Genomic DNA, 26,617 nt, shown 5'->3' with positions numbered 1-26,617 from the left:
CGATGGCGCAAGTCCGCTACGAACCCGGTGAACGTCGGCCGATTGCCTCGCGCAACTTAAAGGCGTCGCAGGCCATCGCCGCCTGGTTGGCGTCTCGCGGCGTCTCTCCCAATGGAATCTCGATTGCCGGCGTCGTTGTCAGCGCGCTGGCGAGTCTGGCCTTCTGGTCGACGGCGGCGTATCCGGACTTCAATCGACTGGCTTGGTTGGTGGGCGCGGTGTGTGTGCAGTTGCGTCTGCAAGCGAACATGTTCGACGGCATGGTGGCGATCGCTTCCGGCAAAGCTTCTCGGCTCGGCGAATTGTTTAACGAAGCGCCGGACCGGTTCTCCGACGCCTTCATGCTGATCGGCTTGGGTTACGCGGCAGCTAGCGACCCAACCTTGGGCTATCTGGCCGCCCTGGGCGCTGTATTAACCGCCTATGTCCGCGCGCTGGGTAAAGTGGCGGGCGCCCCACAAGATTACTGCGGTCCGATGGCCAAACAGCATCGCGCGCTGATGGTCACAATCTTGGCCGTTTACATGGGACTGGCGCCAGCGGCCTGGCGGCCAATGGATTGGCGGCTGCCCGCACTGGTGTTGGCGATGATCTTTGTTGGCACACTGGTCACCACGGCGCGGCGTTTGTGGCGCGCCGCTCGATACTTGCAGGGGTCATGACATGCTCGATGCTCGCTCGCGTGCGCGGTTATTTGACTACGAGCACGCGCTAGATCAACCCTTTACATTTTGGGTGGCCGCAGCGCTGGCCGTGTTGTTGGTCGTCGCGCTCGTGGTGATCGCCGCGCTGCGAGCGACTGAGCGCATCGGCGCCGAGAGCTATCGCGAGCTCATGCGGCGCACACAGTCGTGGTGCGTGTTGGTTCCGTTGTTACTGGCGCCGGTGCTGGCCGGGGCGTTTTGGACCATCAGTGGCATCGCTATTCTCGGCATCTTCTCGTTTCGAGAGTTTGCACGCGTGGTCGGTTTGGCGGCTGAAACGCGCGTCATGTGGTGCGTGCAGATTGCCATCGTGCTGGTGGCCTTGGCCTCGCTCGATCATTGGTACGCGTTCTTCATGGCGCTGGTCCCCTTGGGAGCGGTCGCGATTGCCGCCGTAGCGATCCTGAACGACCAGCCCAAAGGTTATGTGCTGCGCGTGGCGCTGGGCGTATGGGGGTTTCTGCTATTTGGCAGCGCGCTCGCCCACTTGGGTTATCTGGCCAACGATTGGGCTTACCGGCCGATAATTATTCTGGTTGTGCTCAGCGTCGAACTGAACGACATCTTCGCCTACTGCTGCGGCAAGCTTTTTGGCCATCACAAGTTGGCGCCGCAGACCAGTCCCAACAAAACCGTGGCGGGGGCGCTGGGCGCGCTCGCGTTGACCACGCTGGTCGTTTCGTTTGTAGGCCGCATGGTGTTCGCCGAAGCGCCCTTGAACCAAACGCCGTATCTCATCGGCCTGGGGCTAACGATCAGCCTGCTCGGACAACTGGGAGACCTGATGCTCTCCAGCGTCAAGCGCGATGTGGGCGTCAAGGACATGGGGGAGTTGATCCCCGGACACGGCGGGCTGCTTGATCGCTTTGACAGCCTGCTCTTGGTGGCGCCCGCCGTGTTTCACTACGTCAACTACTTTCGCGGCGTCGGCATGAACGAGCCGACGCGCATCTTCTTTTAGGCCGCTAGCCGCCTTGCTCGCCGCCGCGCCGCCCATCCCAGCGCAAAGCATCCCGACAGCGTTATGGTTGCTGAGGCGGGTTCAGGTATCTCCGCCAATACGCGAATTTGATCCACCACCAGAGCAGCGTCGGATTCAAACGAGACAGTCACTTGATTGCCGTCCCAGAAAATCTCGTCGGGTGTGATGATGAACGGGATCTCCATGCCTCGAAAGCCAGTTCCGGTGGGGTAAGTCGTTCCCAGCGCGCCCACCAACGGATCGGTCGCGTCCAAATTGGCGTCGCTGAAAATGATGCCGAGCACTTTCGTGGGTGAGATCACGGTGCCGGTGACGACGCCAAACGCGGAGCCGACTGGATCGCGATGAAGAAAGTAGCTTCGCACCCAGGTGCCCGCCGGAATAACGCCGGGGTCGTCAGGATTCGAATTGTCGTACAACCCAGGCGTGGCGATATCGACGGCGACAGCCACGCCAAGCAAGACTTGCTGCTCGTCGAAACGATACGCGTCGGTATTGCTTTCGAGCACTCCGGGCAAGACCGACGGCGGCGGCGCAATGGGTATGACGCCTGCCAAGACTGTAGTGGAACTGGCCAGCGCTGCGAGAACCATCGACAGCGTGACGGCGCAGCGCATCCCGTTGCGCGCGCATGCGGAAGCAAGCTGAGTACACATTAGCGGCTCCTTCTGTGATTGGCCGCCTGAGTACGGGGGCGATGTCCTATACAGGGCCCGTACCCGGAAGAGAGAATGGTGGTTCGGCAGTCACTGCCGACAGATCATCTGCTCACCCACTAAGCGCAGAGTCTACTCCGACTCGAAAGTTTGGCAATCAATTCATTTGTTACATGAACGCGTTTTCAGCGACGCATTATTTACTTGCGGCTCTGATTGTCCTGAGCCCATTGCTCGTCTACTTGGCGGTTGGCTTGTGGCTCCACTTGCGGCCGCTTCCAACAACGCGCTGTCCGGCATGCGACGGCACGCTGCAAATCTCTCCCTGAGGATTATGGGATGGCATCCGTGACGGCAAGCGATGTGGCGGCAGCGTCAAGCGGGGCGACTGCCAGGAATGCGGCCGCTCCTTTCGCCGCTATGACACCTTGGTGAATGGAGACTGGGTAAATGGGGACTGGTTCGAGCAGCGGGGCGAATGCGATGCCGGGTGGTGATATCGCGAATTGCTTTTTACCCGAGGGAACGGCGCCGAGTAGGATGCGGGCATGGATGAGGCGATCCTCACGCTCGTCGGTTTCTGGTGCGTTGCGGCATCAACGGGGTACTTTTCTAGTCGTCCACGTCAATTCGTGCGCCTATTTGTTCCGGCCGAAGAGACACGAACTGTTTATCGGAATCTGCTCAAGTCGGATTTTGAACGTGGCATGCGATGGATGGCGGTCATTCAGGCGATATTCAGTGTCGCTGTCGCGGTATTCGTCGCGCTAGTGAGCTAGTACGCTGTTGACTGGGCATCGTGTCCGCGGGGGTCAAGAATTTCGCACCCCAAACCGTGTCACTTGCCCGTTTTCGCTTCATTGACGGGGGGGAGGGGGATTTTACAATGAACCGTTTTCCCAGACGGCACTTGCGCCGATTCCGGGAAACCAATCACCCCACGACGCCGGGAGCCGACGGGCTTGGAAGATGCGATTACGAAGGCCGATGTCCTGATCGAGGCGCTGGGCTGGATCCGCCGGTTTCGCGATAAGATCACGGTCATCAAGCTCGGCGGCAGCGTGATGGAAGACGCCAACGCGCTGCGGCACCTGCTGCTCGATATCGTCTTTATGGAGACGGTCGGCATGCGGCCGGTGGTGGTGCATGGGGGCGGCGCGGCGATCAGCCGGGCCATGACCGAGGCGGGGCTGGAGGCCCGGTTCATTCAAGGCCGCCGATATACCGATGCCGCCGCCCGCGACATTGTCGAACGCGTGCTGGCCTACGAAACCAACGAGGACCTGGTTGCCCGGATGGAAGGATTGGGGGGCCGCGCGGCGCCGCTCAATTTTCGCACCACCAACGTGCTGTTCGGCAAGCGACTGACGCTGGCCGATCCGGAGGGTCAGTCAATCGATCTGGGATACGTGGGGGACGTGACGCGGGTCGATCGCGAGACGATCGAAAATCTTTGTTATGCCGATATCGTGCCGGTGATTCCCTCGATGTGCTTGGGCGACGACGGCGAAAAACTGAACGTCAACGCCGACACGGCGGCGCAGGCAGTGGCACTGGCCTTGGGCGCCGAAAAGCTGGTGTTCTTGAGCGACGTGAATGGTGTGCGCCGTGACAAGAACGATCCCGGCACGCTCGTCCATTCGCTCAACGCCGGTCAGGCGCAAGATTTGATCCGCAGTGGGGCGATCGAGTCGGGAATGATCCCCAAGGTCGAGGCCTGCCTCGACATGCTCGATCGGGGCGTGCGCAAGATTCACATCATCGACGGACGTTTGCGACACTCGCTGCTGTTGGAAATTTACACCAGCAGCGGCGTTGGCACGGAAATCATCCGGGAGTAATTGGCGGGAGAAGTCCATCCTGCGGAGCGAACCTGAACCCGCGGCGCCGTCTCTTGTGGAGATTGGTTTCGCGGCACGGGGCCGGTGAAACGCTGGTCATCAATTGGGAGCCTGGGCCATGGCGACGGCAGCCTTAAATTCGGCGGAAACGATCGAACTGTTCAAGCAGTACGTGATCCCCAATTACACGCGTTTTCCGGTGTGTCTAGTGCGCGGCGAAGGCTCGTACGTCTGGGACGCCGAGGGAAGCAAATACCTGGACCTCTTCCCCGGCTGGGGTTGCAACCTCTTGGGGCACTGCCCCGAGCCGGTGGTGCAGGCGGTGCAGGAACAGGTGGCCAGTCTGATTCATGTGCCGAACACCTGGTACATGGAGGCGCAAGGACGCTGGGCCCAAATGCTGAGCGAGCGCAGCTTTGGCGGGCAGGCGTTCTTCTGCAATTCGGGGACCGAAGCGAACGAGGCCGCGATCAAGCTGGCCCGCCTGCACACGCCGAAGCAGCGCTACAAGATCATCACGTTCGAGGGGGGCTTTCATGGTCGCACGCTCGGCGCCACCACGGCGACCGCGCAGCCCAAGTATCACGAAGGTCTGGGCCCGCTGATGGCGGGTTTTCTCTACGCGCCTTTCGGCGACCTCGACGCGGTACGTCGCCTGATCGACAACGAGACCGCGGCGATCATGATCGAGCCGATCCAGGGCGAAGGGGGTGTGCGAATCGCGCCGCCGGGCTTCCTGCAAGGACTGCGCGAGTTGTGCGACCAGCACGAACTGCTGTTGATCTTTGACGAGGTGCAGACCGGCTGCGGACGCACGGGCAAGTGGTTCGCCTATCAGCAATTCGATGTCACGCCCGACATCATGACCTTGGCCAAGGCGCTGTGCGGCGGCGTAGCGGGCGGGGCGCTGTTGACCACGCGCGAGATTGCCCCCAGCCTGCGGCCCGGCATGCACGCGGCCACTTTTGGCGGCAATCCGCTGGCGGCGCGGGCCGGCATCGCCACGTTGGAAATGATCGAAAGCGAGCGGTTGCTCGATCAAGCGCAGCGATTGGGCGAGGTGTTCCGCCAGCGCATGACGGCGCTGGCCAGCGAGTGCGAGTTGATCTCCGACGTGCGAGTGATGGGGGTGATGATTGGCGTGGAACTAAAAATCCCCGGCGCCGATGTCGTTAAAAGCTGTCTCGATCGCAAACTGCTGATCAACTGCACGCAAGGCAACGTGTTGCGGCTGTTGCCAGCCATGAACCTGACCGAGGCGCAGGCGCACGAAGGCTGCGACATCATTGCGGAGGCGGTCAAGCAGCAAGTACGTTAACCGTTCAAACAACGCGTTTTCCCCCAGCAAAGCCCACGGTAGTTCCCGTGGGCCATTTGCGTTTTCAGGGGGCAAGCGCAAAGCAGGATTCCATTGGCATTTTGAAAACCCAAGTGAAGCAAGACATGCGGCATCTGTTGACGATTGGCGACCTGAGCACGGCGGAGATTGAGCAGATCTTCGCCATCGCCAAAGACCTGAAAGGTCGCTACGAGGAAGGCCTGCGCGAGGCGCTGTTGCCGGGACGCGTGATGGGACTGTTGTTCGAAAAGCCGTCGCTGCGGACCCGCGTCAGCTTTGAAGCGGGCATGACCCACCTCGGCGGCGGCACTGTCTTCTTGGGAGACGAGGCGGGCTGGGGATCGCGCGAGAGCATCGCCGACTTTGGCCGCGTGCTCAGCCAATATGTCGATGTGCTGGTGATCCGCGCCAAGCGGCACGACACCGTGCAAGAACTGGCCTCTTATTGTCGCTGCGCGGTGATTAATGGTCTCACCGACTACGAACATCCCTGCCAGGTGCTGGCCGATTTGTACACGCTGCGCGAAATGGTGGGGCGTCTCAACGGCCACACGCTGGCGTACATTGGCGACGCCAACAACGTCGCCCGCAGCCTGGCCATGGCCTGCGGCAAACTCGATGTGCGGTTCACCATGGCCACGCCGGAGGGCTACCGCTTTGACGAAGCGTTTTTGGCGCGGCTGAAGCAAGAAGTCCCCAAGCTGGAGTTGACTGTCACCGCCGATCCGGCTGCCGCCGTGCGCGAGGCCACCGCCGTGTACACCGATGTATGGACCAGCATGGGACAAGAGGCCGAATCGGAAAAGCGGCGTCGCGATTTCGCGGGCTACCAGGTGAACGCCGCGCTGCTCAAAAAGGCGCCCCAGGGCGCCTACTTCATGCACTGCCTGCCGGCGCATCGCGAGGAGGAGGTCACCTCCGAGGTGATGGACTCGCCGCAGAGCATCGTGATCGAGCAGGCCGCCAATCGCATGCACGCCCAAAAGGGCATCTTGGCGTGGCTGATGAGCCGCTAGCTTCGTTGTCCCCCCTCAAAAATCCGCTTGTCCGCGAGACTCATGAAACGACACGACGATCGCCGCTTCGACCAACTCCGCGCGCTCAAAATCAAGCGGCGTTACACCAAGCCCGCGCCTGGCAGCGTGCTGATCGAAGCGGGGGACACCGTGGTGCTCTGCACCGCCAGCGTGTCGAACGAAGTGCCTAAGTGGATGCAGCTCGAAGGGCGCGGCTGGGTGACGGCCGAGTACAGCATGCTGCCCGGCAGCACCAGCCCGCGCAAGCCACGCGATCGCGGGGGGAAGATCGATGGCCGCACCACGGAGATTCAGCGGTTGATTGGCCGCAGCCTGCGTGCCGTGACCGACCTGACCGCGCTGGCGGGCTATACCATCACGGTCGATTGCGACGTGCTGCAGGCCGATGGCGGCACCCGCACCGCCAGCATCACCGGGGCCTTTGTGGCGCTGGTCGACGCGGTGCGCTCGCTCAAGTTGCCGGCGAGCGTGGCGCCGTTTCGGTCGAGCGTGGCGGCGGTGAGCGTCGGCATCGTCGATGGCCAGCCGGTGCTCGATCTCGACTACCAAGAGGACTCGGCCGCCGCGGTCGATATGAATGTGGTGATGACCGGCGGCGGGCAATTCGTCGAGATTCAAGGGACCGGCGAGGAAGCGACCTTCTCCGATCGCGAGCTGGCCGCGCTGCTCAAGCTGGCCCGCGCCGGCATCGAAGAGTTGACCGCGCTACAGCAAAAGGCGCTCGGCCGGCAGTGGCCGCTGGGGTAGCGCGCTAGCCAAACATGCCATTGGGCCCCTGCGCCTCGAAGGCGTTTTGAAAATGCTCGATGGTCGGCTGGCCGCGAGCGGGCCAGGTGATCGCCACGATGTCGAACCGCGACGGGCAATCGAGCAGCCCGTGAAATTTGAGAAACGACGTCGCCAGCCGCGTGATTTGAACTTGCTTGCGCCGATCAACCGCCTCGGCCGGGTGGCCGGCGTCGTGCGACTCGCGCGTTTTCACTTCGACAAAGACCACCGTGCGGCCATCGACCGCCACCAGATCGAGTTCTCCGCCCCCGCCGCCCCGTTCGCCCCGCGCGACGATCTTGTACCCTTGGCGCTTGAGAAATCGCGCGGCTGCGCGTTCCCCCCGCGCGCCAAGTGTTTGGCGCGGCAACCAGCGGCGCAGGCGGGTGATGAAGTTGGCTCTTGGCACACCGACACTATGGCCGCGCGCGGCGCCAAGAGCAACACAAGCCGTGCGTTATACCCCCCGCCGTGTCGCTTCAGCGGCCAAGCCCCGCGCGCAGCGCCAAGAGCCACCAAGATGGCGCGCCGAAGGGCGATCTGCCGTCCGCGTCCGTTAGCTCGCGGGGGCGGCGGCCTTCTTGTTGTCGACGCGGCGCTCGCGCAAGCGGGTGGCCTTGCCGATGCGGTCGCGCAGGTAGTAGAGCTTCGCCCGGCGGACGATGCCTTTGCGCTTGACCTCGATCTTGGCGATGCGCGGCGAATGGAGCGGAAACTTGCGCTCGACCCCTTCGCCCTGCACGATGCGGCGGACGGTGAACGTCTCGCGCAGGCCCGAGCCGGCGCGGGCGATCACCAGGCCGTTGAAGATCTGGATGCGCTCTTTCTCGCCTTCCAGAATGCGGGTATGCACGTCGACCGTGTCGCCGATCTCAAAATCGGGCAGGTCGGCCTTCAGTTGTGGTTGTTCGACGAGCTGAATGATTTGTTGGCTCATGGCAGGTCCTTTCGCTGCGTTGGTCGCTTATGGGCTCGTCGGTTGTGTTCGACGATCGGTTTGGAATTGATATCAAGTCGCTTGGGTCGCTTCGTCTTCTGGCCCGAGCAGGTCGCCACGTCGGCGGCGCGTGCGCTCGAGCGATTGTTGGCTTCGCCAGCGAGCGATCGCTTCGTGATCGCCCGACAGCAAAATCTCTGGCACTTCCTTGCCCCGATACTCGCGCGGCCGCGTGTACTGCGAATGTTCCAGCAGTCGGTTGCCGGGCGAGAATGAATCGTGGATGCTGCTTTCCTCTTTTCCCAATACTCCGGGGACCAGCCGAATCATCGTGTCGATCATCACCATCGCCGCGACTTCGCCGCCGTTTAAGACAAAGTCGCCGATCGAGATTTCGTCTGGTTCCAGGATTTCGTGTATTCGTTCGTCAAACCCCTCGTAGCGGCCGCACAACAGCACTAGCCGCGGTTGCTCCGCCAACTCCTCCACCACACGCTGCGTCAGCCGGCGCCCCTGCGGCGTGAGCAGCGCCACGCGGCCCGGCGGATCGGCCATCGCCCGCACCGCCTCGACGCACTCCACCACCGTGTCGACCTTGAGCACCATGCCCGGCCCGCCCCCAAAGGGGCGATCGTCGACCTGACGGTGCTTGCCGGTGGCCCAGTCGCGGATGTTGTGCAACTGCACGTCCACCAGCCCGCGTTCGATTGCCAGCTTCAACAGGCTTTGACTCAGATAGCCCAAAAACATTTCCGGAAACAGAGTCAGCACGTCGAACCGCATGGCAAAAATCGCGTCGCGCGCTTGCGGCCGGCCTGGCGCAAGCTACTCGGCGGCGGTCTCCGTGGGGGCCTCGGCGGCGGTTTCGACAGCGGCTGGCGCTTCCTCCTTCACTTTCTTGGCGGGCCGGGGGGCGGGGGCTGGCGGCGGGGGGGGCGCTTGCTGGCGGCTGGCTTTGATCTTTTCCTTGGCGGCCTTCATCGCCTCCAGGTGCGTCCCTTCCGGGCCGTACTTCTTGATCAAAGCGCGAGCCGACTCGCTAGGCTGCGCCCCCACGCTCAGCCAATACTTCACCCGCTCCGCATCCAGCGAGCAGCGCGCGTCGGTCTCGGGCACCATCGGGTCGTAGGTGCCAAGCTCCTCCAGCACGCGGCCGTCGCGCGGCGCGCGAATGTCGGTGGCGCAAATGCGGAAAAAGGGGCGATGTTTGCGCCCAAATTGTTTCAGTCGAATCCGAACAGCCACACGGTCCTCCTCGATCGAATCAGTTGAATGGCGATGGTTTTTGGTGAATTGCTGTCAGCCGGCGGGCACACGCGCCGCGAGCTTATTTGCCTTTGTCGCGCGCTTCGCGGCGTAGTTTGCGAATCTCTTTCTCGCGCGACTTTTTGTTGTTTTTCTTTTCGGCCGTTGTGAGCCGCTTGCCGGTGCCGACCTTCTGCTTGCCGAATTTGGCGCCCGGATCGAGGAAGCCCCCCGATTGCAATTCGTTGACGCGCCGCATGCGGTCGCGCATGCCGAGTCCGGCCATCTCCTTCATCATACCGCTCATGAAGTCGAACTGTTTGACCAGTTCGTTCACCTCATGCGGCTCGACCCCGGCGCCCGCCGCGATGCGGCGCCGGCGGCTCTGATCGATGGTTTTGGGCGCGCGGCGTTCGCCGGGAGTCATTGAGTCGATGATGGCGAAGATGCGCTGCTGCTCGTCGTCGGCGTCGAACTGGTCGAGCAGCTTGTTCATCGAGTTCATGCCGGGGATCAGCCCCATCAGCTTGTTGAGCGGGCCCAGCCGCTTCATCTGCTGGAGCGTGCTGCGGAAGGTTTCGAGGGTGAATTCCCCCTTGCGCATCTGCTCTTCGGCCTTGGCCATCTCGTCCTGGTCGAGCTTTTGTTGCGCTTGCTCGACCAGCGTGAGCACGTCGCCCATGCCGAGGATGCGCCCGGCCATGCGGTCGGGATGAAACTCTTCCAGCGCGTCGAGATGCTCGCCCACGCCCATGTACTTGATCGGCACGCCGGTGACCTGCTTGACCGACAGCGCGGCGCCGCCGCGGGCGTCGCCATCGAGCTTGGTCATGACGACGCCGTCGAGCTCCAGCGCCTCGTTGAAGGCCTTGGCGCTGTTCACCGCGTCTTGGCCCGTCATGGCGTCGACGACCAGATAGACCTGATCGGGAGTCACGCGGCGGTCGATCCGCTTCAGCTCCTCCATCAGTTCCTGATCGACGTGCAAGCGGCCGGCAGTGTCGAGGATCACCACCTTGGCGCCGGCGCTCTTGGCCTGCTTGACGCCGTTTTGGCACACGGCCACGGCGTCGACCGAGCCTTCTTCGCTATACACCTGCACGCCGAGTTGCTCGCCGAGCACGTGCAACTGATGAATGGCCGCGGGGCGCTGCAAGTCGGCCGCCACCAAAAACGGCTCGCGGCCGCGTTCTTTGAGCATCCGCGCCAGCTTGCCGCAGGTGGTCGTCTTGCCCGAGCCTTGCAGGCCGCAGAGCATCAAAATCGTCAGGTCGGGCTTGAGGTGGAGGGAGTGGTCGACCGGGCCCATCAAATTGACGAGCTCGCGGTGGACAATCGACACCACCTGCTGACTGGGATTGAGCGATTTGAGAACCGCCTCGCCCACCGCCTCCTGGCTGACCCGGTTGATGAACTCCTTGGCGACGGAATAGCTGACGTCGGCTTCGAGCAGGGCCTGCTCGACCAGGGCCAGCCCTTCGCGCATGTTCGATTCGCTCAGCTTGCCGCGGCCAGTGAGGCTCCGCAGGGCCGATCCGAGATTTTCTTGTAGCGACTCGAACATGATGCGTCAGCGCGACTTACGTAAACAATACGGGCGCAAGGAGTACGCCCGCCGTGCGATAGCGAACCAGGGATTTTAGCGGACGAGTGCCAGCGGACGCAATGCTCGGATTTGTACCGAGTTAGGAAGAAAGGCGAGCGTCCAACGGCCAATACTCGGTCGCCGCAAGGTTTTGACCGGCAAGCGGCCGAATCGCCACGTTTTCAGAAAGGCCGAAAACTCAACCAACACTCCGAATTCCCCCATTCAAAACCGCCAGGAATCGAGAGTTGTTTGCTGTGTAAGTTGTTTGCATAAAGCACCTTGCGTAAAAAGATCGCTATGTGGGCAGGTAAGGGGTTTTCGGAGTTTTCGGAATCCGCGAATCAGTGACGTGCGGGCTCATGCGGAGGCCTGGAATCAATGTCTAAAACTCGTGGCAACTGAGCAACTTTCGAGTTGGAATGCGACAGCGGCTCGTTTGACTGTTCAACTTAGGCGGGCATTGGCCGTTGGTATGATTGCCGAATCGAGTCCCACGCTGCTAATCGGATCACTTCCTCCGTGAGCAATCTGATGGAACCGCGCATCTCGACCGACGATCCATTGGCGGTCGCCGCCGTGGCGGCGATCCATCAAGGCGACGTGGAAGCGTTGACTCGCCTGCTGGCCGAGCACCCCGGCCTGGCGACCGTCCAGCTTGGCGACGCACTTGGCAAGTGCGGGCAAGGCATGACGCGCACGCTGCTGCACGTGGCCACCGACTGGCCAGGACATTTTCCGCGCGGCGCCGAAACGGTGGCGGCGCTGGTGGCGGCAGGCGCCGACGTGAACGCGCGCTTCACCGGACCGCACACCGAGACGCCGCTGCACTGGGCGGCCAGTAGCGACGATGTGGCAGTGCTCGACGCGCTACTCGACGCTGGCGCCGATATCGAGGCGCACGGCGCAGTGATTGGCGGTGGCACGCCTTTGGCCGACGCCACGGCGTTTGGCCAATGGAACGCGGCGCGGCGACTGATTGAACGAGGCGCCAAATCGACGTTGTGGGAGTCGGCGGCTCTGGGGCTATTGGATCGCGTCGAACAACATCTGACTGGCAAGCCAGCGCCAACGGTTGACGACATTACCCACGCGTTTTGGGGCGCGTGCCATGGCGGACAGCGAGCCACGGCCGAGCGGATGTTGGCCAGCGGCGCCGACCGCAACTGGGTTGGTTATGACCAGTTGACGCCACTAGACGCGGCGCGGCGCAGCGGCGCCAATGCGTTGGTTGGCTGGCTGCATCAGCAGGGGGCGCGATCGTCCGACGAACTGTGCGGCAGTAGCGGCGAGTGACAACTCAATCAAAACTAACCAATGCGAGTAGCCGCTCATGCTTGATCGAGTGCGCGTGGCGGCGGCAGCCGTCGACACCAAGCCAGGGCAACTGGCGGAAAATCTCGAAAAGTTGATCCATTGGAGCGGCCGCGCCGCGAGCGAGGGGGCGCGGCTGGTGCTGTTCCCCGAGTTGTCGCTGACCGGCTTCATTCCCAATCATCCCACCGGCGAGCACGAGTCTTGGTTGCGGCGGGCATTGGCCGAGGCTCGCCAGTTGGCGCTGCCGCTCGACTGCCGGCCGCTGACGGCGCTGGCCGAGTCGGCCAAGCGGCACAATATATTGATCTGCGCCGGTCTGTTGGAAGACGCCGGCAACTTGCTCCACAACGCGCATGTGCTGATCGGCCCGCAAGGATTGATTGGCCACTGGCGCAAACTGCATGTGCCGATGTTCGAGACGCCGTTTTACAACGGCGGTCAATCGGCGCCGGTGGTCGAAACGCCACTAGCGCGCATCGGCGTGAACATCTGCTTTGACGCCTTGATCCCCGAGTCGACGCGCTTGTTAGCCGTGCAAAATGTGGAGTTGGTGCTGATGCCATTCGCCGCCGATCCGCCGCCAGCGACGCCAGCAGGTTGGGCATCCTGGGCCGGCGCCGCGATTCGCGCCCGCGCGGTGGAGAACGGCGTCTTCGTCGTGGCCAGTAACTACGTGGGAAGCGTGGAATGCGCCGGCGCGCGTCAGCAGTTTCCTGGTGGCGGCATGATCGTCTCACCGCGTGGCGAGACGCTGGCCGAGTGGACCGCCGCGACTGGCGAGTGCGGCCTGATCGTGGCCGATCTGGAGGCCGCGGCGCTGGCGTCTGCCCGCGCGGAGCCAGAGTATCTGTATCGCTTCCGCCGGCCCGAGTTGTACGGTCCGCTGACGCGGCACGGTGAGTGAACGAAATGAACCAAGAGTAAAATGGCCATGCCTGAAAACAGGCGAGTGGTGCTTTGTCCTCACGACCCCGGTTGGGCAAACATCGCCGCGGCAGAGCGCACCAGGTGGCGCGCGGCGATTGGCGATGCGCTGGTGACCATCGATCACATTGGTTCAACGGCGATTGGCGGCATCGCTGCCAAACCGATCATCGATCTGCTGGCGACGGTCGCCAGCTTGGACGCGTTCGATGCCTGCGCGCCGCAAGTCGTCGCGCTAGGTTATCAGTGGCGAGGCGAGTTCGGCATCGCCGGCCGGCGTTATTGCACGGACGACGACTTGGTCACCGGCGCGCGGCGGTTTCAGGTACACGCCTTTGCGCGCGGCGACGCGCAAATTGAGCGGCATCTCGCGTTTCGCGACTATCTCCGCGCCCATCCGCGCGAGGCGAGCGATTACGAAGCGGAGAAGCGTCGCGTGGCGGCGCTACATTCCGAGGACTGGGGGGAGTATGCCGAGGCCAAGTCGCCTTGGATTCGCGCGTGCGACGACCGCGCTCGCGCTTGGCGCTTGCGTAGCGACTTCGCAAGCTGAGCTGGCGCCGTCAAACGGGCCGGCGGGCGACGAACAGTTCGTACTCGCCGGGTGCAAGTTGAGAGTGCGTGACCGGCGCGACGCGCGGCTCAAAGCCGGCTGCGGTCAATAGTCGCAGCCAATCGGCGCGGGCAAAGAGTCCTTCTATGTGGCGATCGTGCTCGACGTGGACCGAGCCATCCACCTCGCGAAGCAGATAGGCGTAATCGACCTGGTAGGTGGTGTCGCCAGGATCGGGATCCCAGGTCCATTCCAAATAGCGCAGGCCGCGGGCGCCGCAGTCGCTGCCGCCGTGGTCGGTCGATTCGCGAAAGTTCTCGCGGACATGGTCTGGCGCAAGCAGCGCGGCGCCCCCCGGCGCGCAATGGACAAATGCCGTTTCGATTGCGCGGCGCAAATCCTCCTCGCTGGTCATGTAGCAAATAGCGTCGTGGATGAACACGGCGTCGAATTGGCGACCAAGCCGCACATCGCGCATGTCGCCGACGATGTGCTTGCATTCCGGATTCAACTGACGACTCATCGCGAGCATGTCGGGCGAGCGATCGACCAGCGTCATTCGAAAATACCGCTTGAGGTGCGAGGCGTTGTTGCCTCCGCCCGAACCGATCTCCAGCAGCGTGCGCGGCGGCCGCGCGCAGGCTTCGACCAGCAACTGCCGATAAGTCTCAGCCTCTTCGGCGTAGTCGTCTGGCGATGACAGCAGCGGCCACCAAGTGGCCAGTTCGGCGTATAGCTTTGGCGTGTCGTTGTCAGGCATGGCCCGATGCGCTCAGCGCCAGTTGATTTGTACGACGGAGTGAATCCGCGACGATACTGCGGCCGACAGATTCGAGTCAAGCAATGCACGATGTGCGATAGCAAGCATGCCGTTAGCGAGCACGCGCCGCGGCCAGCCGGGCCGAAATCCAAAGCGCGGCGGGCACGCTGGTGACGGCGGCGAACGGCAGAAAATTTGAACCCGCCGCGAACCAAAAGAACGGAACCGCCGCGAGCAGCAAAACAGCGGCGCCCACCAGCGGCCAGCGCCAACCGAGCATCAGTCCGACCAGAAACGCCAGATGGAGCAGTTGCAACGCAAAAACGCGTGGCGGCGGCAAGTTGCCGAGATCGGCGAACCAACTGAGATGGGCGACAAAGAATTGACCCCAGAAAATCAGCAGAACGAGCGCCGCGATCCTGCCCGCCCAATCGAGCCATCGCGCGAGGGGCCAGTTTTTCAGAACAGCGATGTTCATGGCAAATATCAAATGATTGGGCGCAATGATTTCAAAGAAATCGCCACGATCACAAACCAAATGTGCTATGCCGTCAGCACCCAAATTCATTCGCGTGGTCGCATAGCGCCCTGAGTCATCTGCGAATGGCATTCGGACTTGCGAACTGTAGAATACCGGCCAGCGACCATCGGGGTGAAAAAATTGGTGGCGAACGGTTTATCGCGAAGATTTGAGTTGTTCACAATCGATAAGAATGTCTCCTCCACCGGGCCAGACGGAAGCTCATTGCCCATGTCGAACAAAAGCGAAGTCGCCGTAGCGCCCAAGATCATCCAAGACGCGGGCGAGGCGCCGCTGGTCTTGCATTCCGACGTGCGCGGGCCGCTGGGCAGTCTGAGCTTTTTGCGCCGCGCGCTGGCGATGGCCGAGTTGGCGATGATCGCCTACAACGACGAGGCCGAGGCGCAACGAGCGGCCGCCGCGATCGGTTTTCCGGTGGCGCGATTGCTCGATCGCGATGGCTCGCAGGCGTATCAGTTCTCCAACGAACACGATGTGGTGCTGGCCTGCCGCGGCACCGAGCCGACCGAGTGGAACGACTTGCAGGCCGACGCCAATGCGGTGATGTCGGTGGTTGGCGCATTTGGCAATGTCCACAGCGGATTCAATCGCGAAGTCGACGACCTGTGGCCCACGCTGGAAGATTGGATTCGCGGTCAGCGGCAACCGGTCTGGTTTTGCGGCCATTCGCTCGGCGCAGCCATGGCCACCATCTGCGCCTACCGCTGCAAGGCGTCGTCGATCGCGAGCGATCCGCAAGAGTTGCACACCTTTGGCTCGCCGCGCGTCGGCTGCCGGCGCTACGTGCGGCATGCTGAGCTAACGCATTTCCGCTGGGTCCACAACAACGATGTCGTCACGCGCGTGCCGCCGATCTGGATGGGTTACCGGCATAGCGGCAAAGAGAAATATCTCGATCGCTATGGACGGATTCGCCCGCTCAAAGGGGTGCTGCGCAGCCGCGATCGCTGGCGTGGGCTGATTGGCGGCCTGCTCAAGTGGCAGATCGATCTATTGGCCGACCACAGCATTGGACAATACGCCAAGCATATCGCTACGGCCGTTCGGAAAGAGGAGGCCAAGTTGTTGGGTAGTAGAGTCTGATCGACGCGCGATCCGGGGTGGTTGGATTGATTTGTGGTAAAAGACCACTGGGAGCCACGATGAAATACATCCTGCTCATGTACGCCGAGGAAGGGGCATGGCCCCCGGAAGACCACAAGGTCGCGCTGGCGGAATCGATCGACGTCTGCCATCAGCTTCATGCCGCAGGGCAATATCGGGGGGCGTCGCCGTTGCAGCCCCCCGCCACGGCCACCTGCGTGCGGCTGCGCGACGGCAAACCGCTGGTCTTCGACGGGCCATACGCCGAGACCAAGGAGCAACTCGGCGGCTATTTTCTGATCGACGTCGGCAGTCTGGAGGAAGCGATCGCCATTGCCACCAAGATTCCTGGCACGCGGCGGGGGACCGCCGAGATCAGGCCGATTATGGAAGTCGAAGGTTTGCCGCAGCTTTAGTGGCCAGCCAGAATATGCTGACAATCTGACACTCGCCGTACCATCCGAAACGAAAAGCAACATGACGCCAGACCGCTCCCAACCGAAGGCCAAACGCGCCGCGCCGGCCAGGCAGGCGAAGCGGCCCGCTACCAAGAAGGCGAAGGCGCCAGCCACCGCCAGCAAGCGAGCAGCGGGCGCCGCGACGAAGTTCCGCGCCGCCGCCGCGAAAACTCGCCAGTCCGAGCCGGCGGCCACGCGCCGCGTCGACGAGCGAGTTCGCAAGTTAGCGGACTGGCGCGGCGAGACCTTGGCCGAGGCGCGCCGCATCATCCTCAAGGCGGCGCCCGGCATCGTCGAGGAGATCAAGTGGGTCAAGCCGACTAACCCGAGCGGTGTGCCCGTCTGGTCGCAAGAGGGGATTGTGTGCACCGGCGAGACTTACAAAGCAGTCGTCAAGCTCACATTCGCGCAAGGGGCCAAGCTCGCCGATCCGACGGGGCTGTTTAATGCGAGCCTGGAGGGCGGCACGCGCCGCGCGATCGATATTCGCGAAGGAGAGAAGCTCAACGCCGTCGCGCTGGCGGCGCTCGTCAAGGCCGCCGTGAGCTATAACCGCTCGCGGTCGAAGCCGGCCAAGGCGATGGCGAAGGACTAAGCCGCCATTTCTCGTGAACCGATGGCGCCCGATTGGTGTCTAATGGGCTTGGCGGCGACGTGGCCGCGATGTTTGCCAACTAGAATCAAGAAATCGAGGTGCGCATTCCCTATCGACGACCGTTGGCTCAAGTTCAGCACTGCCGATTTAGAGTTACTTGCGCTGGACTGGTTGGACGAATTGCGAGGTGAGGTAACCAACGAGAAAGTAGTCAGTTCGAGCGTCACATGGATGGGTTTCACTGCGCCACCCGAACTGCAGTGGAATTTCATCATGGCGGCAGTTCGATTCGCCAGCACAGACGAGGAGCTTGGGCATATTGCCGCCGGGCCAATGGAGTGTCTGCTCAGTCGATATGGCGCCGACGTAATTGATCGATTCGAGGAAAGGGCACGGCTCGACTCGAAATTTGCCCGTGCCATGACTGGCGTTTGGCGCCACCTGATGAGCGACGACGTTTGGCAACGAGTGGCAACAATTCAATCCGGCGTTTCCGATCCGTTGAACTAGAAAGATGGCCAACGATATTCAAGCAAGGTTGATTCAGCCGGTTCCAGCGGCGCGCTTCGCCCGCGCTATTCAAAGCGTGGTTGGCGCGGCGTGTTCCGTGTATGGGTTCTGAAGAAGGCTGCGTCCGCCGCCAAAGGTTAGCTCAGATGGTAGAGCACCAGACCGTGAATCTGGCTGTCGCGGGTTCGATTCCCGCCGCCTCCACTTTGCCGTTCGATGACATCGAACGACGACGAACGCCAAAGTCCTTGTCGCAACAGGGGCTTTGGCGTTTTTCTTTGGCAGCGCCATTGCCATCCAAAGACAGCGAAAGCCGTGCAGCGCCGCCAAAATTGCAGCGCCAGTGCAGCGCAGATCGGGACGCGGGTTCGACCGCTTCCCGCTTCGGCGCAGGCAGATTCGCGACCGCCTTGGCCTGATCGTGAAGGCCAATGTGCGTGTACTTCATCGTCATGTTGACATCGCTGTGCCGGGCGAGCTCCTTGGCCTCCGGCAGCGTCGCTCCGTTGCGAAGCAATTGAGTGATGTAGGTGTGCCGCCCGGAGGCGTGGAAGTCCGCGATCCCGTCGTCGTTCTCATACGGGATACCAACCCGCTCCAGGTCCTTCTTGACCATGAGCCAGGTCTTTCGTCGCTCAAGCTTGGGAAACAGTTTGTCGGTCGGCTTTAGGCCCTTGAGCCACAGGCGAAGCCTGGCGATGAGATCGGGATGCAGGGGAAGCACATCCTTGCGGCGATGCTTGGAGCAGGCCGCCTCGACCGTGACGGTCGGCGTCGCAGCATCCAAATCAAAACTCCGCGGCGTCAGGCTAGCCAGCTCCTTCTTGCGAAGGCCGGTCATGTACGAAAGCAGGTAGATTCGTGACCGCTGTTCGCCGTTATACCGCTGGATCACCACGCCGCTCTTGCGTGCCGATTCCACCAATTGGGCCACTTCATCGCCTGACAGCGCCCGGCGCGCGTGCCGGACATCGACAGCCGTATTGAGCCGCTCAAGGCCCAAAATCGGGTTTGCGATCAAGCGCTTGCTGACCACGCACCAATTGCAGAAGCCATCCATCGCCTGCAAATAGTGATTGTAGGTCCGGTGCCCAAGGTCCTCTTCCTTGCGGAGCTTCCGCAAGTACGTTTGGACGGCCTCGCCTTCGATGTCCGAGAGTTTCTCGAATGCCGCACCGGTGACGATCCGCCGCACGCGCGTCATCGTCAGCTTGACGTGCTTGCCGGTGTTGTCGGCCATGCTTTCCTTGAAAGCATCAAGGTGCTCGTCGATGGGAAGGCGCTTTTGCTCGGCAAAGCGATCGAGCAACGGGTCAATGAGGCCCGTGGTTCGCATCCGTGCTTCGAGTTCGAGCTTGCCGGCGAGTTCCTCGGTCAAGCCCTTGTCCGTAAAGCCGAGCTTTGTCCGGCGTTTCCCGCGATGGTCAAAATATTGGATGGTGTATCGCTCACCCTTCTTCTTCGACCTCTTATAGATCGACGCCATGAGTCGCTTCTCCGGTCCGAGACAGGATCATTTCCGTCGCCTTTCATTTTCGCGCGCTCGTGGCGGCGGGCAACCCTCGGCGATCCATTTTCGCAGTTCGTCGATGCGCCAGCGCACCGTTCCGCCAAAACGCACGGGCTGCGGCACCTGACCGGCGCTCAATTGCCGCCACAGCGTGCGAGTGCTGACGTTCAATAGGTGCGCGACCTCGGCAGAAGTGACGAGGAGCGGTTCGCTTGTGGCTTCTATAATGACGGACATTTCAGCGCTCCTACGACTGAAGCCATTTCCACAGCCACTTGCTCGTATCGCGGCACCAGGACCAGGCGACACCCGGCCGACGCGTATTGAAGGCACCGAACCGGTACGCCGCGACGATGCACATCAGGTAAAAAAGCGTCGCGAGCGACATCGTTAACCTCCGATCGACGCGTTGATTCCGCGCGTTTCCTTCGTGACACTGCCGGCGTGCAACCGCTTCGCGTCACGCGGCTTGCGCCGTGACAGCCAAACGACCACCAAGGCGAGCCCGGTGGCCAACGCCGAGGCCGTGAAGTATCCCAGAAGCCAATAGATCAGCGGCCCCGCCCATTCCTGTGTGAAGAGCCACTGCATCAAACCGACGATCAAGATGGAATGCACCATTGTGAACATGATTTAGCCCTTTGAATCGACTTCCCGGTCGTTTCGCTCTTGCCCAGATTTGCCCCGCCGCAGCCTCCGCCGCTTTCGGATATGGTCCGCTTGCTCATATCTCGCGATGAACAGCGGCGCCCAAAACCAGAGGATGCCAAACTCGACAAGGGCAAGCCGCAATACGATGAGTAACCACAGTGCGCCCCAGTATCCAAGTGGCTGCTTGCGCTCACGCCCCCGCTGAATACGCTTCATCAGTAATTGGATAAACATCGCTCAGCGCTCCATCCCTCGCTGCCGATCGTCACGTCCATCGTCAATATCCTGCTCGTGTCCGTGTATCAACTCGTCGCGGCTCGGCTCTTCGTCGAAGTCACGATCGATGATGCGACGATCATCGGCGATTTCGCCGGGCGTACGCGTACCATAGAGCCCGTATTCGGGCTGCTGGGCCACGTTCGAGTCCGGGTAGAGGGCGGCCCGTAGCTCACGCAATCCCTGCCGCAGCCACGCCTCGGCATGGCCGTCTCCGATTTTCCGAGTCTCGTCGCCGTCACTCATGGCTCATCCTCCCTTTGGCAAACACAAAGCGGACCAGCTAACCGGCCCGCCGGAACTGGTCCATCCGGTCGGCCATCATTTGCTGTTCGATCATCGCATCGCGCATGTCATCGTCCTGACGCTCGGCCTTGATGCGGTAGAGGCTGTTGGTGAACGCCAGCGAGCAACCGGACACCATGAGATAGCCACCAAGTGGCTGATCGAAGCCGAGATACACCAGCGCGCCCATGATGGCGACCACCATTGGCTCTTCACACGTCTTGACCCGCCGCTCCCGCTGCTCGCTTGCGCCAAGTTTCAGCTTCTTAGGCCATCCGTTGTACCGCGAGTGGATATCGACGCCCTTCGCGCGCAACTGCTTGGCTTCGCCTTGCGCCTTTAGCAAGGCGAGCAGATACAGGCACCAGAAGACCGTCAGTCCAACCTGACTGTGGTGAGGAAAGCACAGCGCACCGAACACCGGAATGACGATCAGTGCCGTCCCGGCCTTGCCGCCTAAGTACCTGTGGCCGAAGCACCGATGCAGGAAGACCTCGCTCGTCACCGCAAACACGCCGGCGAGCCCCACCGCGACATTGGCGGTGTTCCGGAAGTCCTGTTGCGGCGATCGCGGTTGCAGCATGTCTGCCATGATCACAACTCCTAGTGCTTGACCTCGCGTGAAGAGCACGCGAACAAAGATCGAGTTGCCACACTGTTCTATACGGCGTCCGCGCCTAAACCTTCTGGCGAAATGTGACGCGTCGCCAGGTACGGCCCGTATCCAAAAACACGCGACCCGCTTGAAATGCAATCGCGTCAATCAGGTAGTTGTGACGGACTCCACCTGTCCGCAGCCGAGTGAACTCGGCGGGTTGAACCTCGTACTGCCACTCTTCGCTAAATCCAGCGTTTGTACTCGGTCCAGGACCAAAACCGAAAACGTCGCTGAGCACATCCGCCGGCTGATAGCTGTTGTTCGCGCTGAATTTATATTGCCTCGACATCCCGATGCATTCCGATACCCATTTGTTCGTGTTTGGGCAGCCATTGGCATGCATGATCTTCAAGTTCAAGTTTCCGAGAATTGAACTGGTTTCGGCCTTGCCATTGACACCGCCGCATGCGGCCTCCATGTTCCCGAGATTTTGCGTCGCGAAAATGTTGGCAACATTGAATGCTCTGCACAACGACAGAAACTTCGCGTCATGCGACGACGTTACGGCTTGGCATTCGTCTTGGAAGAACAGCACCGGCCGGAGATCTTGCCGAACGTCGCGTTTCAGCATCGCTTGTTGGAAGCAGTAGCGGATGATGCCCTGGATCAATCGCCCGGTAAGACCGTACTTTGCGATCGGCACGTCAACTATGATGATCTTGCCTCGCTCCAAATCCTTGGGAGTCACCGTTGTCTCAGAACAGAGCATTTGCTTCGCAAGGCCACGGACTAGAATGTCCGCCATCGAAGTCAGAGTCAGCAGCACGTTTCCCTGAGTTCTTTCGCCGGCCGCCGGCAGTTGACTCGTGCAGTAGCGGGCGCTTAACGCCAACTCCGTCTCCTGCTCGGGTTGACATTTCTCCAACGCGTCGGCATACACCTTGAAACAGAACGAACTTTTCTGAAAGCGTTTTGATTCCGCCTGTTTCGTCGTCGTCGGAATCGACGAAACGAACGCGAACAATTCAACTACGCCAGCGTGGCCATACGCAATGTTGAGTGCAACAATGGCATTGCGCACGAGTTGCTGACGGGCGTTCTTCCAAAAGTTTGCATCCTCCTGCCCGCCGCCTTGTGTCCCCCCGCGCTGAGCAATTTCGCAACCGATTGCTAGAAGGTCGGCTGCGTTCTCAACCAAATCGGTGCCGCCCCGCTCGGACTCATACTGCAAGAAGTTGAATCCTTGTCCTTGGCCCAGAATTACCACGTCCGCTGACCGCCCGGCATTGCGTGCTAACTCCATGAAGAAGTCGCGATCCCCGGGTTTTACTGTGAAAAAAATGACGCCAGGACCACCCCGCCCACGTGCTTTTGCACGGAGGAAACCATCTGCGATCCCACGGGCGCTTCCGCTCGTTTTGCCACTGCCCGTAGCCCCGCAGATGAATATGCCCTCATACGTTTCCCCGAGGGTGAGCGCCTCGGTTTCCGACCACCACAGAATCGGCCGGCTCATGCTCCAACCGCCCGCGTCGACGCTCCTGCCGCCGCGGCCTCGCCTCAGCCTCCGCCAAGAAAGCTGTGCGAAAACAAGAATGAGACCGAGCACCGACAGCGCACCGATCAGCGTTTCTTGGTCCGCATTCTGCACGAGCTGTTCGACATCAACATCGAACATCGTGTGAGACTCCTAGGCGGCCTGGCTCGTCTCACGGCTGAGCCGCTTTAGTTGATTGAGATCGCCACCGCTGGCCTTAAGCGCGCGCACCCTATCGAGCGCTTCTTCGAGTGACTGGACGACGGAATCGACCGACAACTCACGAGCGGTCAACGTGACTTTTCGGCCGTCTGGCAATGCAATAACCGCCGTCTCTGCGGTCTTGCGTTTAGACTTCTTGCGACCCTTCTTCTGGCTTGCAACTTCGGCCGCCACAGCATCCCGCGTTGCCTCACCACTCGCCGCCGCAGCCGCCAGCTCGGCTTGCTTGTCCGGATCTGCCACCTTGGACAACTCGTAGCCCGCGGTGACGCCGATGACTCCGGCATTCACTTGGTCTGCGATCGCGTCGGGCAGAGTCGCGACGCTCAGCCATTTGCTCAGCGTCCCAACACTTATCGACAGCCGGCGTGCGGCATCCGCTAAGGACCAGCCTTTACTGTCCATCAACCGCTTGACACCGCGAGCCCTTTCGAGCGGTTTCAAATCGGTGCGCATGCAGTTGGCAATCAATGCCCGTTCGAGCGCATCGTCTTCACCCAATTCCGTGTCGACGATGGCCAGAATGTTTCTCCAGCCAAGCCGTGCCGCGGCCAGGCAGCGGGTTTCGCCGTCGATTCCGACAAACGCCTCCCCGCTCGGGCGCACGAGCACCGGGTACAGATTGCCGAGCGACTCCAAGCTCGCAGCGAGCGACGCCACGTCCTCGTCTTCATGGCCATCGCGCACTTGATCCGGCCAGGCAATCTTGTCGAGCGGGATTCTTTGCACCGATCGTGTCACAGTGCACCTCCTCCGATGATGTACATGAAGGCCTTCCACAGCCGGCTAAGAAATCCAGGCTCTTCAACTTCTCGCATCGACGGTTCGTACGGGCGCAGAGGCGGCATGCGTTCCGCACTTTCGTACCGCTGTGACCCCTGCGGCTCCCGCATCGACCGGGGAAATTCCGGCGGCAGATTGTTGTCCGGCTTTCGCAATTTCCACTGCCTGTATGCCCCATAAACGAGCGCGATGTCGTCGAGGTACCCAGCGGGTCCGAACAGGAGCTCTGGAAATGCATCCAACGGCATAAAAAAGTACAGCACTGCCCCCGCGAACATGAGGTACGCCGGCCACATCGCTTTCGGCGGCTGCGGCACGGGATCGTGCCGCCACGAATGTTTCCGCTTGCGCTTTCGGGAAGCGATCGCGTTCGACTTACGGTTTGCGGCCGGCGGCTGATAATTCTGCAGTGCGTATTCATTTGCTTCGGTTCGCACGTTTTGCCCTTCGCCGTTTTGTCCGCCGATCGTGATCGGCAGGTTATTTCCAATCCGTTCCATGGCGATCGCCCTCACATCGGAGCTATTGGTTTTCACATCCCGCAATACTTACGAGCGCCAGCGCGTTTTCTTCCAATCCTCTAGGCGATTCGACGGCGAAGCTGAGCTTTCGCGTCGAACAGTATCTTGTGCACCTGGCTGCGCGTGAGCTTGAATTCGACGGCAATGGCACCGATCGACTTCTCCGCGCAGTACGCCTCGATCAGTTTACATTTCAGCGCGGGCAGGCTGAGAATCGCATTCCGCAACACCTGCTTCGTCCGCTCACGCTCTGCCTCATCCTCGCGCCGCACCAACTCATCGCCCGCCTCCGCGATTTCGCGACCGTGAAGCTTGGTGAGTTCGTTCTCGTCGTGAGACGGGAGTTGCGTCATCCGATCCAGGCTGTTAAAGCGCCGGTCGAGCCGCTCTTCAACCCGATGAAGGTCGATCAATTCGCGACGAGCGATCATCTTCAGCCACGGCATGAGCGGCTTCTCAGAATCGAAACTGTCCGCCTTCGCAAGTGCTTTCATCAGGGTCACGCTCGCAACGATTTCGGCGAAGCCGCGGGAGCGGCCCTTTTTGTCGCACCAGCGCGAAACGCACTCAGTCAGGGCCGGCAGGCAGTAGTCCATGACAGCCTCCATCGCCGCCGTGTCGTCGTATTTCGTCGCGCGGACGAATAGGACGCCGAGGCACATTTCGAGTTCTTCATTTCGCACAAACATCGCTGATTACCTCCCCGCTGTTTGAGACCGACTCAAGCGCTGAATCGCCACCGACGCAAATCGCGGTCTCGAATTCGGCGGTCCGGCCGCACCTTTCTCGGGGGCTCGCCCGACCGATTCGCCAAATCTCGCGGCGCTTGCCGCTTCCTCGCGTCTCGCGTTACCACGGCGCAAAAGCGCCGGCCCATTTCGATCAGTTGCTCCAGAATCGACCCGTCCCAGTTCAAGCACTCGGGCCGTTCCATCACTACCTCCAACACCCATCGCGCAATGCGCTCCGCAGCCTCGCGAGGGTCCTTGAACAGTTGAAGATGCCCTTCAAACGAGCCCGCCAAATGGCCTTGCATATGTGCGAGAAACTCAGCGTTGCGGTCTAGGTCCAGGCCCGTTAACACGTTTTCGAAATGCAGCTTGAGCCACAGCTCTTGTCCTTTCTTATCCACGACCTATCTCCTCGTTTTCTAAGTGGCAAACGAATTCGCTAGCACTACGCCGCCTCAGCAACCGCTTCGCAGCGAGCCGGGAGCACAGGAAGTGTTGGCGGCACAACGGCGCCACACGCTCCAGGTTCCGGCCCATTGTCAAGCACGAAATGTTGCCCGCACGTGAGGCATCGCGCCCGAAAGTCCGATCGCTCCGTATAGATGCTCGTGCAGCCACACACGAACTTCGTCAGCGACGATGTTTTCGTACCCGGCCCTTTGCCGGCCTCCATAGCCAGTGCGATCAGCAGCCGCTTGCCGTTCTGGTTCGTGGACATCTCAAACCCTCCTCAATTGGGCGCGCGGATTCTCCGCGGCGAGCTCCCCGGTCTCATTCCGGACTCGCTCAATCGACTTGTGGAAAAAGGGGCGGCGGAGTCGCCGCCCCGGTTAGTCAGGTGTGATCGCGTACGCGGTCGTAGTTGCGGCCTTGTCGCCGCGCACGTTATCGCGCACGAACTCAGAATCGCACTTGAGGCACTTCGCGCGGAAATCTTCGATCGCGACACGGGCGACCGTCCCGCACGAGCATCGCCACTTCTTCAACTTCGATTCGCCGCGCGGTTTTTCCTTCGCTGGGGCGAATTCGCCATCTGGCACTTCAATTCCCATGCGGCGAACAAGGTCCTTGAATCGGCTGTCGGCCGAGTAGCCGGTAGCGCCTTTGGCATCAATGTTCAAGCCAAGCTGGCGGCCCTTCGCGCGAAACTCTGCGTTGTGGTGCCACCGATTGCCCGGCCGACCATGCACCGCTTGCCAGGCATGAACCATTTCGTGGAGGAGCGTTCCGAGCACTTGCCACAGCGGACGATCAGGAGGCAGATACCGGGAATTGATCGCAATTTCGCCCTCCAGACCAAACCCATTGTGCCCGTAGCGAAAGTGACCGAATACGTTCGCTGGCAGGCGGTCGACGCAGAGAGCCAACTTCGGGATGTTGAGTTTAAACTCGCGATTCATCTCCTCCGCGGCCGCCTGCAGGAACGACACCACCTCGCGCTTACCCCAACTCTCTTCCCGCTGGTGTTGTGCGAGCACGTGGTAGACCGAGAGGGGCTCACGCCCATAGTCCACCTGCTCCTCAGCGCGGCATGCCTCTTGCGTCGGCTTAGGCAACGGCAGGCAGTTTAAGGCTAGTTCCGAATTCATGGCATAGGCTCCGTCGCTTCTAGGTCAAACCGCTGTTGACTATGCCACTTTGGTATTGCTTGAGGCTCGCCTCGCGGCA

32 protein-coding genes, 1 tRNA gene and 1 pseudogene are annotated in these 26,617 nt (G+C 61.4%); 15 read left to right on the top strand and 19 right to left on the bottom strand.

What is annotated here, in order from left to right; translation table 11 throughout:
- Positions 1-2: 2 nt before the first annotated feature.
- Positions 3-662: a CDP-alcohol phosphatidyltransferase family protein gene (locus K1X71_13160; GenBank protein MBX7074087.1), complete on the top strand. Its 660-nt coding sequence runs from the start codon at positions 3-5 to the stop codon at positions 660-662.
- 1 nt (position 663) lies between these two features.
- Entirely contained in the window at positions 664-1,665 is a 1,002-nt protein-coding gene (locus K1X71_13155; protein MBX7074086.1) for a phosphatidate cytidylyltransferase, read from the top strand.
- Here K1X71_13155 and K1X71_13150 read toward each other — a convergent pair.
- Positions 1,662-2,342, bottom strand: a complete 681-nt coding sequence (locus K1X71_13150; GenBank protein ID MBX7074085.1) for a hypothetical protein — start codon at positions 2,340-2,342, stop codon at positions 1,662-1,664. The genes K1X71_13155 and K1X71_13150 overlap by 4 nt on opposite strands.
- Positions 2,343-2,890: 548 nt before the next feature.
- On the opposite strand from K1X71_13150, the gene K1X71_13145 reads away from it, so the two are divergent.
- The 5 genes from K1X71_13145 (at position 2,891) to rph (ending at position 7,306) form a co-directional block, all read left to right on the top strand.
- Entirely contained in the window at positions 2,891-3,121 is a 231-nt protein-coding gene (locus tag K1X71_13145) for a hypothetical protein (GenBank protein ID MBX7074084.1), read from the top strand.
- Positions 3,122-3,304: 183 nt separating this feature from the next.
- The gene (argB, locus tag K1X71_13140; GenBank protein MBX7074083.1) at positions 3,305-4,183 is read left to right on the top strand and encodes an acetylglutamate kinase; all 879 of its coding nucleotides are present in this window, start codon (positions 3,305-3,307) and stop codon (positions 4,181-4,183) included.
- 118 nt (positions 4,184-4,301) lie between these two features.
- Positions 4,302-5,501, top strand: coding sequence for an aspartate aminotransferase family protein (locus K1X71_13135; GenBank protein ID MBX7074082.1), 1,200 nt, complete (start codon positions 4,302-4,304; stop codon positions 5,499-5,501).
- A 125-nt stretch (positions 5,502-5,626) separates the two neighbouring features.
- On the top strand, positions 5,627-6,538 hold the full coding sequence (gene argF / locus K1X71_13130; GenBank protein MBX7074081.1) for an ornithine carbamoyltransferase: 912 nt from the start codon (positions 5,627-5,629) through the stop codon (positions 6,536-6,538).
- A 42-nt stretch (positions 6,539-6,580) separates the two neighbouring features.
- Positions 6,581-7,306: a ribonuclease PH gene (gene rph, locus K1X71_13125; GenBank protein ID MBX7074080.1), complete on the top strand. Its 726-nt coding sequence runs from the start codon at positions 6,581-6,583 to the stop codon at positions 7,304-7,306.
- 4 nt (positions 7,307-7,310) lie between these two features.
- On the opposite strand, the gene K1X71_13120 is transcribed toward rph, so the two are convergent.
- From K1X71_13120 to ffh, 5 genes are all read right to left on the bottom strand, one after another.
- On the bottom strand, positions 7,311-7,718 hold the full coding sequence (locus K1X71_13120; protein MBX7074079.1) for a YraN family protein: 408 nt from the start codon (positions 7,716-7,718) through the stop codon (positions 7,311-7,313).
- 165 nt (positions 7,719-7,883) lie between these two features.
- Positions 7,884-8,264, bottom strand: coding sequence for a 50S ribosomal protein L19 (rplS, locus tag K1X71_13115; GenBank protein ID MBX7074078.1), 381 nt, complete (start codon positions 8,262-8,264; stop codon positions 7,884-7,886).
- Positions 8,265-8,336: 72 nt separating this feature from the next.
- Positions 8,337-9,047, bottom strand: a complete 711-nt coding sequence (trmD, locus tag K1X71_13110; protein ID MBX7074077.1) for a tRNA (guanosine(37)-N1)-methyltransferase TrmD — start codon at positions 9,045-9,047, stop codon at positions 8,337-8,339.
- A gap of 42 nt (positions 9,048-9,089) precedes the next feature.
- Positions 9,090-9,509, bottom strand: a complete 420-nt coding sequence (gene rpsP, locus K1X71_13105) for a 30S ribosomal protein S16 (GenBank protein ID MBX7074076.1) — start codon at positions 9,507-9,509, stop codon at positions 9,090-9,092.
- An 82-nt stretch (positions 9,510-9,591) separates the two neighbouring features.
- Entirely contained in the window at positions 9,592-11,073 is a 1,482-nt protein-coding gene (gene ffh / locus K1X71_13100; protein ID MBX7074075.1) for a signal recognition particle protein, read from the bottom strand.
- Positions 11,074-11,616: 543 nt separating this feature from the next.
- On the opposite strand from ffh, the gene K1X71_13095 reads away from it, so the two are divergent.
- The 3 genes from K1X71_13095 to K1X71_13085 are packed head-to-tail and all read left to right on the top strand — an operon-like array spanning position 11,617 to position 13,888.
- The gene (locus tag K1X71_13095) at positions 11,617-12,390 is read left to right on the top strand and encodes an ankyrin repeat domain-containing protein (GenBank protein MBX7074074.1); all 774 of its coding nucleotides are present in this window, start codon (positions 11,617-11,619) and stop codon (positions 12,388-12,390) included.
- Between the two features lie 37 nt (positions 12,391-12,427).
- Positions 12,428-13,315, top strand: a complete 888-nt coding sequence (locus tag K1X71_13090; protein ID MBX7074073.1) for a carbon-nitrogen hydrolase family protein — start codon at positions 12,428-12,430, stop codon at positions 13,313-13,315.
- 27 nt (positions 13,316-13,342) lie between these two features.
- Positions 13,343-13,888, top strand: a complete 546-nt coding sequence (locus tag K1X71_13085; GenBank protein MBX7074072.1) for a GrpB family protein — start codon at positions 13,343-13,345, stop codon at positions 13,886-13,888.
- A gap of 10 nt (positions 13,889-13,898) precedes the next feature.
- Here K1X71_13085 and K1X71_13080 read toward each other — a convergent pair whose 3' ends face one another.
- Complete coding sequence (locus K1X71_13080) at positions 13,899-14,648, bottom strand: class I SAM-dependent methyltransferase (protein MBX7074071.1); 750 nt, start codon at positions 14,646-14,648, stop codon at positions 13,899-13,901.
- Between the two features lie 112 nt (positions 14,649-14,760).
- Positions 14,761-15,126 (bottom strand): hypothetical protein, encoded by a 366-nt coding sequence (locus K1X71_13075; GenBank protein ID MBX7074070.1) that lies wholly within the window; start codon positions 15,124-15,126, stop codon positions 14,761-14,763.
- A 216-nt stretch (positions 15,127-15,342) separates the two neighbouring features.
- Between K1X71_13075 and K1X71_13070 the strand changes: the two genes are divergently transcribed.
- From K1X71_13070 to K1X71_13050, 5 genes are all read left to right on the top strand, one after another.
- Positions 15,343-16,272 carry a lipase family protein gene (locus tag K1X71_13070; protein MBX7074069.1) on the top strand — a complete coding sequence of 310 codons (930 nt, stop codon included), beginning with the start codon at positions 15,343-15,345 and terminating at the stop codon, positions 16,270-16,272.
- Between the two features lie 59 nt (positions 16,273-16,331).
- Complete coding sequence (locus tag K1X71_13065) at positions 16,332-16,688, top strand: YciI family protein (protein ID MBX7074068.1); 357 nt, start codon at positions 16,332-16,334, stop codon at positions 16,686-16,688.
- A gap of 61 nt (positions 16,689-16,749) precedes the next feature.
- The gene (locus K1X71_13060; protein ID MBX7074067.1) at positions 16,750-17,325 is read left to right on the top strand and encodes a DUF1801 domain-containing protein; all 576 of its coding nucleotides are present in this window, start codon (positions 16,750-16,752) and stop codon (positions 17,323-17,325) included.
- A 21-nt stretch (positions 17,326-17,346) separates the two neighbouring features.
- A complete protein-coding gene (locus K1X71_13055; GenBank protein ID MBX7074066.1) occupies positions 17,347-17,835 on the top strand; it encodes a hypothetical protein in 489 nt (162 codons plus the stop codon).
- A gap of 135 nt (positions 17,836-17,970) precedes the next feature.
- Positions 17,971-18,039: transfer RNA gene (locus K1X71_13050), tRNA-His, on the top strand.
- A gap of 229 nt (positions 18,040-18,268) precedes the next feature.
- Here K1X71_13050 and K1X71_13045 read toward each other — a convergent pair.
- The 11 genes and pseudogenes from K1X71_13045 to K1X71_12995 all read right to left on the bottom strand — a co-directional run bounded on the left by K1X71_13045 (position 18,269) and on the right by K1X71_12995 (position 26,505).
- Positions 18,269-19,321, bottom strand: a pseudogene (locus tag K1X71_13045) (tyrosine-type recombinase/integrase).
- Positions 19,322-19,348: 27 nt separating this feature from the next.
- Entirely contained in the window at positions 19,349-19,582 is a 234-nt protein-coding gene (locus tag K1X71_13040) for a helix-turn-helix domain-containing protein (GenBank protein ID MBX7074065.1), read from the bottom strand.
- Positions 19,583-19,592: 10 nt separating this feature from the next.
- Positions 19,593-19,733 (bottom strand): hypothetical protein, encoded by a 141-nt coding sequence (locus K1X71_13035; GenBank protein MBX7074064.1) that lies wholly within the window; start codon positions 19,731-19,733, stop codon positions 19,593-19,595.
- A gap of 2 nt (positions 19,734-19,735) precedes the next feature.
- Positions 19,736-19,975, bottom strand: coding sequence for a hypothetical protein (locus tag K1X71_13030; protein ID MBX7074063.1), 240 nt, complete (start codon positions 19,973-19,975; stop codon positions 19,736-19,738).
- Between the two features lie 258 nt (positions 19,976-20,233).
- Positions 20,234-20,518 (bottom strand): hypothetical protein, encoded by a 285-nt coding sequence (locus K1X71_13025; GenBank protein ID MBX7074062.1) that lies wholly within the window; start codon positions 20,516-20,518, stop codon positions 20,234-20,236.
- A 37-nt stretch (positions 20,519-20,555) separates the two neighbouring features.
- Positions 20,556-21,149, bottom strand: a complete 594-nt coding sequence (locus K1X71_13020; GenBank protein ID MBX7074061.1) for a hypothetical protein — start codon at positions 21,147-21,149, stop codon at positions 20,556-20,558.
- Between the two features lie 85 nt (positions 21,150-21,234).
- Positions 21,235-22,833: a TraM recognition domain-containing protein gene (locus K1X71_13015; GenBank protein ID MBX7074060.1), complete on the bottom strand. Its 1,599-nt coding sequence runs from the start codon at positions 22,831-22,833 to the stop codon at positions 21,235-21,237.
- Between the two features lie 12 nt (positions 22,834-22,845).
- Positions 22,846-23,655, bottom strand: a complete 810-nt coding sequence (locus tag K1X71_13010) for a ParB/RepB/Spo0J family partition protein (GenBank protein ID MBX7074059.1) — start codon at positions 23,653-23,655, stop codon at positions 22,846-22,848.
- Entirely contained in the window at positions 23,652-24,197 is a 546-nt protein-coding gene (locus tag K1X71_13005; protein MBX7074058.1) for a DUF1232 domain-containing protein, read from the bottom strand. Before K1X71_13005 ends, K1X71_13010 begins: the two co-directional genes overlap by 4 nt.
- Before the next feature lie 80 nt (positions 24,198-24,277).
- On the bottom strand, positions 24,278-24,907 hold the full coding sequence (locus K1X71_13000; GenBank protein ID MBX7074057.1) for a sigma-70 family RNA polymerase sigma factor: 630 nt from the start codon (positions 24,905-24,907) through the stop codon (positions 24,278-24,280).
- Positions 24,908-25,779: 872 nt separating this feature from the next.
- Entirely contained in the window at positions 25,780-26,505 is a 726-nt protein-coding gene (locus K1X71_12995; GenBank protein ID MBX7074056.1) for a SprT-like domain-containing protein, read from the bottom strand.
- Positions 26,506-26,617 lie beyond the last annotated feature (112 nt).

It is taken from the genome of Pirellulales bacterium (genome assembly GCA_019694455.1).
Taxonomy (GTDB): domain Bacteria; phylum Planctomycetota; class Planctomycetia; order Pirellulales; family JAEUIK01; genus JAIBBY01.
Note: the sequence above shows the minus strand (reverse complement) of the source record. Positions and strands in the feature narration are given on the sequence as shown.

Bases quoted from the DNA above. Each gene is read 5' to 3' on its own strand.
- K1X71_13160 (MBX7074087.1), top strand. From the start codon at position 3: ATGGCGCAAGTCCGCTACGAACCCGGTGAACGTCGGCCGATTGCCTCG.
- K1X71_13155 (MBX7074086.1), top strand. From the start codon at position 664: ATGCTCGATGCTCGCTCGCGTGCGCGGTTATTTGACTACGAGCACGCG.
- K1X71_13150 (MBX7074085.1), bottom strand. From the start codon at position 2,342: ATGTGTACTCAGCTTGCTTCCGCATGCGCGCGCAACGGGATGCGCTGC.
- K1X71_13145 (MBX7074084.1), top strand. From the start codon at position 2,891: ATGGATGAGGCGATCCTCACGCTCGTCGGTTTCTGGTGCGTTGCGGCA.
- K1X71_13135 (MBX7074082.1), top strand. From the start codon at position 4,302: ATGGCGACGGCAGCCTTAAATTCGGCGGAAACGATCGAACTGTTCAAG.
- argF (MBX7074081.1), top strand. From the start codon at position 5,627: ATGCGGCATCTGTTGACGATTGGCGACCTGAGCACGGCGGAGATTGAG.
- rph (MBX7074080.1), top strand. From the start codon at position 6,581: ATGAAACGACACGACGATCGCCGCTTCGACCAACTCCGCGCGCTCAAA.
- rplS (MBX7074078.1), bottom strand. From the start codon at position 8,264: ATGAGCCAACAAATCATTCAGCTCGTCGAACAACCACAACTGAAGGCC.
- trmD (MBX7074077.1), bottom strand. From the start codon at position 9,047: ATGCGGTTCGACGTGCTGACTCTGTTTCCGGAAATGTTTTTGGGCTAT.
- ffh (MBX7074075.1), bottom strand. From the start codon at position 11,073: ATGTTCGAGTCGCTACAAGAAAATCTCGGATCGGCCCTGCGGAGCCTC.
- K1X71_13090 (MBX7074073.1), top strand. From the start codon at position 12,428: ATGCTTGATCGAGTGCGCGTGGCGGCGGCAGCCGTCGACACCAAGCCA.
- K1X71_13085 (MBX7074072.1), top strand. From the start codon at position 13,343: ATGCCTGAAAACAGGCGAGTGGTGCTTTGTCCTCACGACCCCGGTTGG.
- K1X71_13080 (MBX7074071.1), bottom strand. From the start codon at position 14,648: ATGCCTGACAACGACACGCCAAAGCTATACGCCGAACTGGCCACTTGG.
- K1X71_13075 (MBX7074070.1), bottom strand. From the start codon at position 15,126: ATGAACATCGCTGTTCTGAAAAACTGGCCCCTCGCGCGATGGCTCGAT.
- K1X71_13065 (MBX7074068.1), top strand. From the start codon at position 16,332: ATGAAATACATCCTGCTCATGTACGCCGAGGAAGGGGCATGGCCCCCG.
- K1X71_13060 (MBX7074067.1), top strand. From the start codon at position 16,750: ATGACGCCAGACCGCTCCCAACCGAAGGCCAAACGCGCCGCGCCGGCC.
- K1X71_13055 (MBX7074066.1), top strand. From the start codon at position 17,347: ATGGCGCCCGATTGGTGTCTAATGGGCTTGGCGGCGACGTGGCCGCGA.
- K1X71_13040 (MBX7074065.1), bottom strand. From the start codon at position 19,582: ATGTCCGTCATTATAGAAGCCACAAGCGAACCGCTCCTCGTCACTTCT.
- K1X71_13035 (MBX7074064.1), bottom strand. From the start codon at position 19,733: ATGTCGCTCGCGACGCTTTTTTACCTGATGTGCATCGTCGCGGCGTAC.
- K1X71_13030 (MBX7074063.1), bottom strand. From the start codon at position 19,975: ATGTTCACAATGGTGCATTCCATCTTGATCGTCGGTTTGATGCAGTGG.
- K1X71_13025 (MBX7074062.1), bottom strand. From the start codon at position 20,518: ATGAGTGACGGCGACGAGACTCGGAAAATCGGAGACGGCCATGCCGAG.
- K1X71_13020 (MBX7074061.1), bottom strand. From the start codon at position 21,149: ATGGCAGACATGCTGCAACCGCGATCGCCGCAACAGGACTTCCGGAAC.
- K1X71_13015 (MBX7074060.1), bottom strand. From the start codon at position 22,833: ATGTTCGATGTTGATGTCGAACAGCTCGTGCAGAATGCGGACCAAGAA.
- K1X71_13005 (MBX7074058.1), bottom strand. From the start codon at position 24,197: ATGGAACGGATTGGAAATAACCTGCCGATCACGATCGGCGGACAAAAC.
- K1X71_13000 (MBX7074057.1), bottom strand. From the start codon at position 24,907: ATGTTTGTGCGAAATGAAGAACTCGAAATGTGCCTCGGCGTCCTATTC.